General features: G+C 69.9%; 13 protein-coding genes. 11 read left to right on the forward strand and 2 right to left on the reverse strand.

Features of this window, described 5'->3' with window-relative positions:
• Positions 1-383 precede the first annotated feature (383 nt).
• From OO67_RS11500 to era, 7 genes are all read left to right on the forward strand, one after another.
• Positions 384-1,487, forward strand: coding sequence for a carbohydrate kinase family protein (locus OO67_RS11500; RefSeq protein WP_033299514.1), 1,104 nt, complete (start codon positions 384-386; stop codon positions 1,485-1,487).
• A 127-nt stretch (positions 1,488-1,614) separates the two neighbouring features.
• Positions 1,615-2,637, forward strand: coding sequence for a PhoH family protein (locus OO67_RS11505; RefSeq protein WP_051709292.1), 1,023 nt, complete (start codon positions 1,615-1,617; stop codon positions 2,635-2,637).
• Positions 2,638-2,649: 12 nt separating this feature from the next.
• Positions 2,650-3,147: an rRNA maturation RNase YbeY gene (ybeY, locus tag OO67_RS11510; RefSeq protein ID WP_033299517.1), complete on the forward strand. Its 498-nt coding sequence runs from the start codon at positions 2,650-2,652 to the stop codon at positions 3,145-3,147.
• A complete protein-coding gene (locus OO67_RS11515; protein WP_033299519.1) occupies positions 3,144-4,427 on the forward strand; it encodes a hemolysin family protein in 1,284 nt (427 codons plus the stop codon). The genes ybeY and OO67_RS11515 overlap by 4 nt, the downstream gene beginning before the upstream one ends.
• The gene (locus tag OO67_RS11520) at positions 4,424-4,777 is read left to right on the forward strand and encodes an MmcQ/YjbR family DNA-binding protein (RefSeq protein ID WP_033299521.1); all 354 of its coding nucleotides are present in this window, start codon (positions 4,424-4,426) and stop codon (positions 4,775-4,777) included. Before OO67_RS11515 ends, OO67_RS11520 begins: the two co-directional genes overlap by 4 nt.
• A gap of 130 nt (positions 4,778-4,907) precedes the next feature.
• The gene (locus OO67_RS11525) at positions 4,908-5,261 is read left to right on the forward strand and encodes a hypothetical protein (RefSeq protein ID WP_033299522.1); all 354 of its coding nucleotides are present in this window, start codon (positions 4,908-4,910) and stop codon (positions 5,259-5,261) included.
• Positions 5,262-5,312: 51 nt separating this feature from the next.
• On the forward strand, positions 5,313-6,287 hold the full coding sequence (gene era, locus OO67_RS11530; protein ID WP_208861002.1) for a GTPase Era: 975 nt from the start codon (positions 5,313-5,315) through the stop codon (positions 6,285-6,287).
• Positions 6,288-6,333: 46 nt separating this feature from the next.
• On the opposite strand, the gene OO67_RS11535 is transcribed toward era, so the two are convergent.
• Positions 6,334-6,600 (reverse strand): protealysin inhibitor emfourin, encoded by a 267-nt coding sequence (locus OO67_RS11535; protein ID WP_033299525.1) that lies wholly within the window; start codon positions 6,598-6,600, stop codon positions 6,334-6,336.
• A gap of 54 nt (positions 6,601-6,654) precedes the next feature.
• Entirely contained in the window at positions 6,655-7,731 is a 1,077-nt protein-coding gene (locus OO67_RS11540; protein WP_033299526.1) for a M4 family metallopeptidase, read from the reverse strand.
• 292 nt (positions 7,732-8,023) lie between these two features.
• Here OO67_RS11540 and leuA point away from each other — a divergent pair, with 292 nt between their 5' ends.
• From leuA to OO67_RS11560, 4 genes are all read left to right on the forward strand, one after another.
• Positions 8,024-9,814, forward strand: coding sequence for a 2-isopropylmalate synthase (gene leuA, locus OO67_RS11545; protein WP_033299528.1), 1,791 nt, complete (start codon positions 8,024-8,026; stop codon positions 9,812-9,814).
• Between the two features lie 233 nt (positions 9,815-10,047).
• A complete protein-coding gene (locus tag OO67_RS11550) occupies positions 10,048-10,749 on the forward strand; it encodes a TerB family tellurite resistance protein (RefSeq protein ID WP_033299530.1) in 702 nt (233 codons plus the stop codon).
• An 88-nt stretch (positions 10,750-10,837) separates the two neighbouring features.
• A complete protein-coding gene (recO, locus tag OO67_RS11555; protein WP_033299532.1) occupies positions 10,838-11,584 on the forward strand; it encodes a DNA repair protein RecO in 747 nt (248 codons plus the stop codon).
• Positions 11,585-11,606: 22 nt separating this feature from the next.
• A complete protein-coding gene (locus OO67_RS11560) occupies positions 11,607-12,419 on the forward strand; it encodes an isoprenyl transferase (protein WP_033299534.1) in 813 nt (270 codons plus the stop codon).
• Positions 12,420-12,451: the final 32 nt, after the last annotated feature.

A 12,451-nucleotide genomic window follows, 5' to 3' on the forward strand; every position in this document is an offset into this window, starting at 1 on the left:
GGCGGGGGAGGGTGGAGCGGGGCAAGGCAGGGGTAGGGCAGGGGAGGGCAAGGCAGGGGAGGGTAAGGCGGGGGAAAGCGGGGCGCGGTGAGGCAGGGGAGGGTAAAGCGAGAAAAAGCGGGAGAAGCGGCACTCGTCGTCAACTGTCCCGAACGGTGCTCGCGGGCCAATTTGTATCAAGCACGAACCTGCGACGGAAAGTCGGCTCGATGTGATCTGGGTCACACCAAGGTTTATGCGTTTCCGCGCCGGGTAGCAACGCATGTTTATGCAGGTCGGGGTGAGTGCGCGCGACTCGGCGCGGGCTCTGCGGATGGGGAAGCCGATCCGGCACACTGGCCAGATCTCGCACTGTTCAGATCTGCCACGCCGGGGAGCGCACGGTGAGCACAGCTAATCCAGGCATCGACCCGCTGCTCGGGCTGCGCGTCCCGCAGGACCCGGCCTGCGACGTCTTCCTGACCGGCACGGTCTTCCTGGACATCATCTTCACCGGCCTGGACAGCGCACCGGTGCGCGGGACCGAGTCCTGGGCCCGGGGGATGGGCTCCAGCCCCGGAGGCGTCGCCAACATGGCGACCGCACTCGCCCGCCTCGGCCTGCGCACCTCGCTGGCCGCCGCGTTCGGTGACGACCACTACGGCGAGTACTGCTGGGACGCTCTCGAACAGGGCGAGGGCATCGACCTCGCCATGTCGCACACGGTCCCCGGCTGGCACTCGCCCGTCACCGTCTCCATGGCGTACGAGGGCGAGCGCACGATGGTCTCGCACGGTCACGAGGCGCCGGCCCCCGACGCGTCCGCGATGCCCGGCCGTACGTTCCCGCACTGCCCCCCGCGCGCCCGTGCCGCCGTCGCCTCGCTGACCCCCGGCCGCAGCGAGCCCTGGGTGGCGGGGGCCGCCAGGAACGGCGCCATGGTCTTCGCCGACGTCGGCTGGGACGAGACCGGCCGCTGGGACCTGGACGCCCTGCCCGACCTCGGGCACTGCCTGGCCTTCCTGCCCAACGCCGAGGAGGCGATGCGCTACACCCGCACCGACTGCCCGCGCGCCGCCGCCCACGCCCTGGCCGAACGGGTGCCCCTCGCCGTGGTCACCCTGGGGGCGGAGGGCGCCTATGCGGTGGACCGGGCGACCGGGACGGCCGCCGAGGTGCCCGCCATCGAGGTCGAGGCCCTGGACCCCACCGGGGCGGGCGACGTCTTCGTCGCCGGGTTCGTCACGGGCACGCTGGCGGGCTGGCCCCTCGCCGACCGTCTCGCCTTCGCCGGGCTGACGGCTGCCCTCTCGGTCCAGGAGTTCGGCGGCTCACTGTCCGCACCCGGATGGGCGGAGATCGGCGGCTGGTGGCAACAGGTACGCACCACCGCCGGCCAGGACCCGGCGGCGCTCGAGCGCTACGCCTTCCTGGAGGAGCTCCTGCCCGCCACGAGCAGGGCGTGGCCGCTGCGCCGCGCCGTCCCGACCATCGGCTTCCGGCAGTGAAGGGCTGATGATCACCGGGTAAAACCTCTCGGCGTTGTCGGCCCGGAGTCGTACGCTGGTAGTCCAGAGGCAGTCGAGCAGCGACGGCCCTGCAACGGGAGGTATGCGCAGGCCCGAGGGCCGGCCCATGACTCAGTCACCTACACAGCCGCAGGCGCGTGCCCAGATCAGCATTCCGGCCGCACACCCCATGGTGATGCTCCTGGGATCGGGCGATTCGCTGCTGCGCGTGATCGAAACGGCGTTCCCGGCCGTCGACATCCATGTCCGGGGCAACGAGATAAGCGCGACTGGAAGTGCGGCGGACGTCGCCCTGATCCAGCGCCTGTTCGACGAGATGGTGCTGGTGCTCCGCACCGGGCTGCCGATGACGGAGGACGCTGTGGAACGCTCGATCGCCATGCTCAGGGCGAGCGGGAACGGCAACGGGGAGGGCGCGGAGACCCCCGCGGAGGTGCTCACCCAGAACATCCTCTCCAGCCGTGGCCGCACGATCCGCCCCAAGACGCTCAACCAGAAGCGGTACGTCGACGCGATCGACAAGCACACCATCGTCTTCGGTATCGGCCCGGCGGGCACCGGCAAGACCTATCTCGCCATGGCGAAGGCGGTCCAGGCCCTGCAGTCCAAGCAGGTCAGCCGGATCATCCTCACGAGGCCCGCCGTCGAGGCGGGGGAGCGGCTCGGCTTCCTCCCCGGCACCCTCTTCGACAAGATCGACCCGTATCTGCGTCCGCTCTACGACGCCCTGCACGACATGCTCGACCCCGACACGATCCCCCGGCTCATGGCGGCGGGCACGATCGAGGTCGCGCCGCTCGCGTACATGCGGGGACGGACGCTGAACGACGCCTTCATCATCCTCGACGAGGCGCAGAACACCAGTGCCGAGCAGATGAAGATGTTCCTCACCCGCCTCGGCTTCGACTCGAAGATCGTCGTCACCGGTGACATCACCCAGGTGGACCTGCCGAACGGCACGAAGAGCGGTCTCCGTCAGGTCCAGGAGATCCTGGACGGGGTCGAGGACGTGCACTTCTCCCGGCTCACCTCCCAGGATGTCGTCCGGCACAAGCTCGTCGGCCGTATCGTCGACGCGTACGAGAAGTACGACAACACAGACGGCAGCAACAGCCGCAACGGGAAGTAGTCGCAGCGCACCATGTCGATCGACGTCAACAACGAGTCCGGGACCGAGGTCGACGAGCAGGCGATCCTCGACATCGCCCGCTACGCCCTCGCCCGGATGCGGATCCACCCGCTGTCCGAACTCTCGGTGATCGTGGTGGACACCGCCGCCATGGAGCAGCTCCACATCCAGTGGATGGACCTCCCCGGCCCGACGGATGTCATGTCCTTCCCGATGGACGAGCTCCGTCCCCCGGCCAAGGACGACGCGGAGCCCCCGCAGGGGCTCCTCGGTGACATCGTGCTCTGCCCGGAGGTCGCGAAGAAGCAGGGCGAGGACGCGGAGACCCAGCACTCCATGGACGAGGAACTGCAGCTCCTCACGGTCCACGGAGTGCTGCACCTCCTCGGCTACGACCATGAGGAGCCGGACGAGAAGGCCGAGATGTTCGGCCTCCAGGCGGCCATCGTCGACGGCTGGCGCGGTGAGCACGGGCTGACCGGGCCGTCCCCCGCCCCCACCGTCTCGTGAGCGTCCCCCTGATCTCCGGCGCCGTCCTGCTGATCGTCGTCGGCTGGCTCGCGGCCTGCGCCGAGGCCGGGATCGCGCGCACGTCGAGCTTCCGCGCGGCCGAGGCCGTGCGGGCGGGGCGCCGCGGCAGCGCCAAGCTGGAACAGGTCGCGGCCGACCCCACCCGCTATCTCAACGTGGCGCTGCTCGTCCGCGTGGCGTGCGAGATGTCGGCCGGCGTGCTCGTCACGTACGCCTGCCTCAAGGAGCTGCAGGAGACCTGGCAGGCGCTGGCCCTCGCCATGGGGGTCATGGTCCTCGTCAGTTACGTCGCCATCGGGGTCTCGCCGCGCACCATCGGCCGTCAGCACCCGCTGAACACCGCCACGGCCGCGGCGTACGTCCTGCTGCCGCTGGCCAGGATCATGGGGCCGGTCCCGCAGCTGCTGATCCTCCTCGGCAACGCGCTGACCCCGGGCAAGGGCTTCCGCAAGGGACCCTTCGCCAGTGAGGCCGAGCTGCGGGCGATGGTCGACCTCGCCGAGCAGGAGTCGCTCATCGAGGACGAGGAACGCCGCATGGTGCACTCGGTCTTCGAGCTCGGCGACACCCTCGTGCGCGAGGTCATGGTCCCCCGCACCGACCTGGTCTGCATCGAGCGGTACAAGACGGTCCGTCAGGCACTGACCCTCGCGCTGCGCTCCGGCTTCTCGCGGATCCCGGTCACCGGGGAGAACGAGGACGACATCGTCGGGATCGTCTACCTCAAGGACCTGGTCCGCAAGACGCACATCAACAGGGACGCGGAGGCGGACCTGGTCTCCACGGCCATGCGCCCCGCCGCGTTCGTCCCCGACACCAAGAACGCCGGTGACCTGCTGCGCGAGATGCAGCAGGACCGCAGCCACGTCGCCGTCGTCATCGACGAGTACGGCGGCACAGCCGGCATCGTCACCATCGAGGACATCCTCGAGGAGATCGTCGGCGAGATCACCGACGAGTACGACCGCGAACTCCCGCCGGTCCAGGAGCTGGAGAACGGCTGCTTCAGGGTGACCGCGCGGCTCGACATCGGCGACCTCGGGGAGCTGTTCGGCCTCGACGCGTACGACGACGAGGACGTGGAAACGGTCGGCGGACTGCTGGCGAAGGCGCTCGGCCGGGTCCCGATCTCCGGAGCATCCTCCCTCGTCGACCTCCCCGACGGGCGCAAGCTCCGTCTCACCGCGGAGTCCCCGGCGGGCCGCAGGAACAAGATCGTCACGGTGCTGGTGGAACCGGAGGGAGTGGAGTCGGCATGACTCCCCAGGAACTGCGCGCGTTCTGCCTGGAGTTCAACGCGAGCGCGGAGGAGTTCCCCTTCGGGCCCGAGGCCTCGGTCTTCAAGGTCCTGGGGAAGATGTTCGCCCTCAGTGTGCTCGACGCGCGGCCGCTGACGGTGAGCCTCAAGTGCGACCCGGACGAGGCGTTGCGGCTGCGCAAGGAGTACACAGCGGTCGTACCCGGCTGGCACCTGAACAAGCGGCACTGGAACACCGTGACGGTCTCCGGTCTCCCGGACCGGATGGTCCGGGAGCTGGTGGAGGACAGCTACGACCTGGTGGTCGCCGGGCTCCCCAAGGCGGAACGGCTGCGCCTCGACCGGCCGTAGGGCCGCCCGCTGCCGACGGCCGGGCCGTGGCGCCGGGGGACTCGCCCGACGCCCGGCCCGGGGTGCCCCGGGCCGGGCCGGACGGACCCCGTTGCGAGGGGGGTGCATGTCCCCTTCGTATGCTCAGCACATGACCGACAGCACCGGCCTCGGCGCCGAGGACCGCAAGATCGTCACCCTGGCTCGCAGCGTCCGGGCCCGCAACGGAGTGCCCGAGGGCGCGGCGGTGCGGGACGAGACGGGACGTACGTATGCCGCCGGCACGGTGGCCCTGGAGTCGCTGCAGCTCAGCGCGCTGCAGACCGCCGTCGCGATGGCGGTGGCGAGCGGGGCCACGTCCCTGGAGGCGGCGGCCGTCGTCTCCGAGGCCGAAGCCGCCTCGGACGCCGACCGGGCCGCCGTCCGCGACCTGGGCGGGCCCGGTACGCCCGTGCTGCTCGCGGGCCCCGACGGGACGCTCCGGGCCACGGTCACCGCGGGCTGATTCGGGTCGGCGGCGCCCTGCTGTGCAACGCCGCCGCCCGGATCGGGGAGAATGGGCGCCATGAGCGCTCGACCGAACACAGAAGCTGCTGCGCAGCAGGCTGAGAACACCGCCCCCCACCGGGCCGGCTTCGCCTGCTTCGTGGGCCGCCCCAACGCGGGCAAGTCCACCCTCACGAACGCTCTGGTCGGTCAGAAGGTGGCGATCACCTCCAACCGCCCCCAGACCACCAGGCACACGGTGCGAGGGATCGTGCACCGCGACGACGCCCAGCTGATCCTGGTGGACACGCCCGGCCTTCACAAGCCGCGCACGCTGCTCGGGGAGCGGCTCAACGACGTCGTACGGACCACCTGGGCCGAGGTCGACGTCATCGGCTTCTGCCTGCCCGCCGACCAGAAGCTCGGCCCCGGCGACAAGTTCATCATCAAGGAACTCGCCGGGATCAAGAAGACCCCGAAGATCGCGATCATCACCAAGACCGACCTGGTCGACTCCAAGGCGCTCGCCGAGCAGCTCCTGGCCGTGTCCCGCCTCGGCGAGGAGCTCGGTTTCGAGTGGGCGGAGATCATTCCGGTCTCCGCGGTCAAGGACCAGCAGGTGGGCCTGCTCGCCGACCTGATCGCTCCGCTGCTGCCCGAGAGCCCCCCGCTCTACCCGGAGGGCGACCTCACCGACGAGCCCGAGATGGTCATGGTCGCCGAGCTCATCCGCGAGGCCGCGCTGGAGGGCGTACGGGACGAACTGCCGCACTCCATCGCGGTCGTCGTCGAGGAGATGCTGCCGCGCGAGGACCGGCCCGCGGACAAGCCGCTGCTGGACATCCACGCGAACGTCTACATCGAGCGTCCCAGCCAGAAGGGCATCATCATCGGCCCGAAGGGGAAGCGGCTCAAGGACGTCGGCACGAAGTCGCGCAAGCACATCGAGGCCCTGCTGGGCACGCCTGTCTTCCTGGACCTGCACGTGAAGGTCGCCAAGGACTGGCAGCGGGACCCGAAGCAGCTGCGCAAGCTGGGATTCTGAGCAGGTCTTCCGGCCCCGGACGCCCCACGGGCGGCCGGGGCCGTGCCTACGCGCCTTCTTTCAGCACCCGGGAGATCAGCGTCCGCTGGGCCTCGGACAGTCGCGGGTCCGCGCACTCGACCGTCCGGTCACCCACCGTGATCCGGTAGCGGAAACCGTCCGGCACCCCTGCGGGCGGGCCGTCCCGGCCGGTGGCGAGCGCTGCCTCGGCCAGCGCTTCCCACCCGGCGGCGTCGGGCCGCCCCGAGGTCTCGACCTCGCCGTGCCGTGCGATGCCGGCGAACCCGCCGGTCCGGCTCACCTGAATGCGCATGCGTACTGGCTCCTGACTGACCCCGCCCGGACGGCCCCGCGTCTACCTACCCGGTCACCGGGTCGGCACGCCCACCTCCGACCACGCCTTCAGTACCGCCTCGGCCTCGTCACCCTCCCCGAACCTGTGCTGCGCCGCCGCGACGGTCAGCTTGGCGAAGTCCCTGAAGGACGCGTCCTGGGCCAGTTCGCCGCCGGTCAGCACGTCGAACCAGATCCGGCCGGCCCGCTCCCACGCGTTGCCGCCGAGCGCGGTGGCCAGCAGGTGGAAGGCGCGGTTCGGGATGCCGGAGTTGATGTGGACCCCGCCGTTGTCCTCGTCCGTCTCGACGTAGTCGTCCATCGACGCGGGCTGCGGGTCCTTGCCGAGCACATCGTCGTCGTACGCCGTCCCCGGGGCCTTCATCGAGCGCAGCGCGACGCCGTCGACCCGGGGGGCGAGCAGTCCCGCTCCGATCAGCCAGTCGCCCTGTTCCGCACTCTGGCCCAGTGAGTACTGCTTGACCAGGGAGCCGAAGACGTCCGACACGGACTCGTTGAGCGCGCCCGACTGGCCCTCGTACGTCAGGTTGGCCGTGTACTGGGTGAGACCGTGCGCCAGTTCGTGGGCGATCACGTCGATGGCGAGGGTGAAGTCGAGGAAGATCTCCCCGTCGCCGTCCCCGAAGACCATCTGCTCCCCGTCGAAGAACGCGTTGTTGTACTTCTCGTCGTAGTGCACGGAGCCGATGAGCGGCAGCCCCTTGCCGTCGATCGAGCTGCGGCCGTACTCGTTGAGCAGCAGGTCGAAGGTGGCGCCGAGTCCCGCGTACGCGCGGTTGACGCCGGCGTCCCCGGTGGGTTCGTCGCCCTCGTCACGGACCTTGACGCCCGGCAGGTCCGTGCCGTGGCGGCAGTCGTACAGGGTGCGGTGGGGCTTGGTGGGGACCGGGGCGGAGGTGCGGGTGGCCCGGGGGGTCCGGGCCAGCGCGGTCACCCGCCGGTGGTGACGCCGGGCCCCGTCGGCCTCCAGGGTGCGCCGTGCGGGATCTGCCAGGAGCGGGTCGTCGGCCTGGGACAGCTTGTCGAGGACGTGGGGCGGCACGATGGTGCAGAAGACGGGCTGGAACCCGTTGTTCGGTCGAGGCTGCATGCAATTGACTGTGGCACTCGGTCATCGCGGTGTCACTGGTTGCGATCGCGATTGACGAAATAGAGTGATGTATCACCGTTCTGCCTTCATGACGGCTCGATCCCGCATACTGATACGGACCGACGCACCAGGCGCCCCTCGGTTAGTGTTGCCGCATCATGCGTTTCGGGCTGCTCCTTCTTAGCTGCCGCGGCGAGGGCCTGTAGTCGTAGGCCGGCTCCCTCCCCGCGGAGTTCGCTGTTGCAGCGACACAGTCGGCCGCCCCTGCTGGACCTCAGAGGAGCCGTACGCCATGACCGCAGTGAATTCCCCCGTGCACACCGATGCCGTCACCCCCGTCGGTGGCCCCACGCCGGTGACCAACGCGAAGCAGCTGCAGAAGCCTTCCGGGATGCCGGTCCACAAGTACCGCGGCTACGAGGCCGTGGAGATCTCCGACCGCACCTGGCCGGACAACCGCATCACCCGGGCGCCCCGCTGGCTGTCCACCGATCTGCGCGACGGCAACCAGGCCCTGATCGACCCCATGTCGCCGGCCCGTAAGCGCGAGATGTTCGACCTGCTGGTCCGCATGGGCTACAAGGAGATCGAGGTCGGCTTCCCGTCCTCCGGCGAGACCGACTTCGCGTTCGTACGCTCCATCATCGAAGAGGGCGCGATCCCCGAGGACGTGACGATCTCCGTCCTGACGCAGGCCCGCGAAGAGCTGATCGAGCGCACCGTCGAGTCACTGGTCGGTGCCCGGCGCGCCACCGTCCACCTGTACAACGCCACCGCACCCACCTTCCGCCGCGTGGTCTTCCGCGGCTCGAAGGAGGAGGTCAAGCAGATCGCCGTGGACGGCACCCGTCTGGTCATGGAGTACGCGGACAAGATCCTGGGTGACGAGACGGTCTTCGGCTACCAGTACAGCCCGGAGATCTTCACCGACACCGAGCTGGACTTCGCCCTGGAGGTCTGCGAGGCCGTCTGTGACGTCTGGCAGCCCGAGGAGGGCCGCGAGATCATCCTCAACCTGCCCGCCACCGTGGAGCGTTCGACGCCGTCCACCCACGCGGACCGCTTCGAGTGGATGTCCCGCAACCTGAGCCGCCGCGAGTACGTCTGCCTGTCCGTCCACCCGCACAACGACCGGGGCACCGCCGTCGCCGCCGCCGAACTGGCGATCATGGCGGGCGCCGACCGCATCGAGGGATGCCTGTTCGGCCAGGGCGAGCGCACCGGGAACGTCGACCTGGTCACCCTGGGCATGAACCTCTTCTCGCAGGGCGTGGACCCGCAGATCGACTTCTCGCAGATCGACGAGATCCGCCGCACCAGCGAGTACTGCAACCAGATGGAGGTCCACCCGCGCCACCCCTACGCGGGCGACCTGGTCTACACCGCCTTCTCCGGCTCCCACCAGGACGCCATCAAGAAGGGCTTCGACGCCATGGAGGCCGACGCCGCCTCCCAGGGGAAGACCGTCGACGACATCGAGTGGGCGGTGCCGTACCTGCCGATCGACCCGAAGGACGTCGGCCGGTCCTACGAGGCGGTCATCCGGGTCAACTCGCAGTCCGGCAAGGGCGGGATCGCCTACGTCCTGAAGAACGACCACAAGCTGGACCTGCCGCGCCGCATGCAGATCGAGTTCTCCCGGATCATTCAGGCCAAGACCGACGCCGAGGGCGGCGAGGTCACGCCGGCCCAGATCTGGTCGACCTTCCGGGACGAGTACCTGCCGAGCCCCGAGAACGCCTGGGGGCGCGTGCAGATCCGTTCCGGCCAGACGACCACGGGCACCGACGGCCAGGACACGATCACCGTCGAGGCCACCGTCGACGGCGCGGACACGGTGCTGACCGGCACGGGCAACGGCCCGATCTCCGCGTTCTTCGAGGCGCTGCAGGCCATCGGCATCGACGCCCGTCTGCTGGACTACACCGAGCACACGATGAGCGAGGGTGCGAGCGCACAGGCGGCCTCCTACATCGAGTGCGCGATCGACGGCAAGGTGCTGTGGGGCATCGGTATCGACGCCAACACCACACGCGCCTCGCTCAAGGCGGTCGTCTCCGCGGTCAACCGCGCGTCCCGCTGACGCCGTCGCACGGCATTCCGGGCATACGCCCGTTACGCCGGCGAACTGCGTGACCTGAGAGCCCCGTTCACCCCTCGCGGGTGGGCGGGGTTCGGCCATATCCCGGTGTTGTGACGTCCGGGATGCTGACGTCACGACACACATGTGGCTAACATCACGTCCAACGCGGCAATGTTGCCCGGGGGCACCTCCCGTGTCCGAAGGGCTACGGGGGAGTTACGGAGGTGTGCGACGTGCGGGCAGCCAAAGGACATCGCGCCAGGGGACTGCGCATCTACGGCATCCGTACCGTCTGGGACACCGTCGGGGACGGGGAGTTCTTCTGCCCGTGCTGCGGGGGTGACCGCAACTACCGGCGTCTCACCGGCCGCCACCGCCTCACCGTCCTCGGTCTGCCACTGCTGGCCCGGGGCAGCGCCGGCCCTGTCGTCGCCTGTGCGGCCTGCGGGACGCACTTCGCGCCCGACACCCTCGACCACCCCACCACCACCCGCTTCTCCGCCATGCTGCGGGAGGCCGTGCACACGGTCACGCTGGCCGTGCTCGCCGCGGGCGGCACCACCTCGCGCACGGTCCTGGAGACCGCCGCGGCCGTCGTCCGTGACGCGGGACTCGACGACTGCTCGCAGGAACAGCTGTTCACCATCGTCGAGGTGCTCGCCGCCGACACGGGGCCGTGTGACGGTACCGACCCGGCGGCCGAGGCCTGCGGCGCCGCCCTCGCCATCGAGCTGCACGAGGTCCTGGAGCCGCTCGCGCCGCACCTGGCCGTGCCCGGCCGCGAGGCGGTCCTGCTGCGGGGCGCCAGGATCGCGCTCGCCGACGGCCCCTACACCCAGGCGGAGCGCCACGTGCTGACGACGGTGGGCAGCGCCCTCCAGCTCTGCCCCGCGGACACCGCCAAGCTGCTCGAGGCGGCGCGTACGCCCTCGTAGGGCCGCCGCAGGGCCCCGCGAGGCTCTCCGAGGCCCCGCGCAGGGCCTCGCGGGCTCTCCGGGGGCCCCGGTGCGCGACAATGGGCGCATGAGCTTGTTCCGGGACGACGGCGTCGTGCTGCGTACGCAGAAGCTGGGCGAGGCCGACCGGATCATCACGATCCTGACCCGCGGCCACGGGCGGGTGCGTGCCGTGGCGCGCGGGGTGCGCCGCACCAAGTCCAAGTTCGGGGCGCGGCTCGAACCCTTCTCCCACGTGGACGTGCAGTTCTTCGCGCGCGGCAGCGAGCTGATCGGACGCGGGCTCCCCCTGTGCACCCAGAGCGAGACGATCGCTCCGTACGGTGGCGGCATCGTCTCCGACTACGGCCGCTACACCGCGGGCACCGCGATGCTGGAGACCGCCGAGCGGTTCACCGACCACGAGGGCGAACCCGCGGTCCAGCAGTACCTGCTGCTCGTCGGCGGACTCCGCACCCTCGCGCGCGCCGAGCACGCGCCGAATCTGATCCTGGACGCGTTCCTGCTGCGCTCCCTGGCCGTCAACGGCTACGCCCCCAGCTTCGACGACTGCGCCAGGTGCGGAATGCCCGGTCCGAACCGGTTCTTCTCCGTCGCGGCCGGCGGTGCCGTATGCGGCGACTGCCGGGTGCCCGGCAGCGTCGTACCCTCGGCGGAGGCCCTTCAGCTGCTGAGCGCGTTGCTCACCGGTGACTGGGAGACGGCGGACGCGTCCGAGGCGCGTCATGTCAGGGAGGGGAGCGGGCTCGTGTCCGCCTATCTGCACTGGCATCTGGAGCGCGGCCTGCGCTCGCTGCGGTACGTAGAGAATTGACACAGGGAGACGAGAGAAGCCCATGGCAGTACGCGGGATGCTCGGCGGCCGGAACCGGCGTGAGTACAAGACCCCCGAGCCGCACTCCTCCGGTGCCACCCCGCCGAAGATCCCCGGCGACCTGGTGCCCAAGCACGTCGCCGTCGTGATGGACGGCAACGGCCGCTGGGCCAAGGAGCGGGGCCTTCCGCGCACCGAGGGTCACAAGGTCGGTGAAGGCGTCGTCATGGACGTCCTCAAGGGCTGCATCGAGATGGGCGTCAAGAACCTCTCGCTGTACGCGTTCTCCACGGAGAACTGGAAGCGCTCGCCGGACGAGGTGAAGTTCCTGATGGACTTCAACCGGGACGTCATCCGCCGCCGCCGGGACGAGATGGACGAGCTGGGCATCCGTATCCGCTGGGTCGGCCGCATGCCGAAGCTGTGGAAGTCCGTCGTCCAGGAGCTCCAGGTCGCCCAGGAGCAGACCAAGGACAACGACAGGATGACGCTGTACTTCTGCGTCAACTACGGCGGCCGGGCCGAGATCGCCGACGCCGCGCAGCGCATCGCGGAGGATGTCGCGGCCGGGAGGCTCGACCCGTCGAAGGTCAACGAGAAGACGTTCGCCAAGTACATCTACTACCCGGACATGCCGGACGTGGACCTCTTCGTGCGCCCCAGCGGTGAGCAGCGCACGTCCAACTACCTGATCTGGCAGAGCGCGTACGCCGAGATGGTCTTCCAGGACGTCCTGTGGCCGGACTTCGACCGCCGGGACCTGTGGAACGCCTGCCTGGAGTTCGCCCGCCGTGACCGGCGCTTCGGCGGTGCCGAGGACATCACCAAGGGCTGAGACCGCGAGGAGGGGGCCCGGAACCGGGCCCC

Origin of the sequence: Streptomyces atroolivaceus, from assembly GCF_000717025.1 — a bacterium.
Classification (GTDB): Bacteria; Actinomycetota; Actinomycetes; order Streptomycetales; family Streptomycetaceae; genus Streptomyces; species Streptomyces atroolivaceus.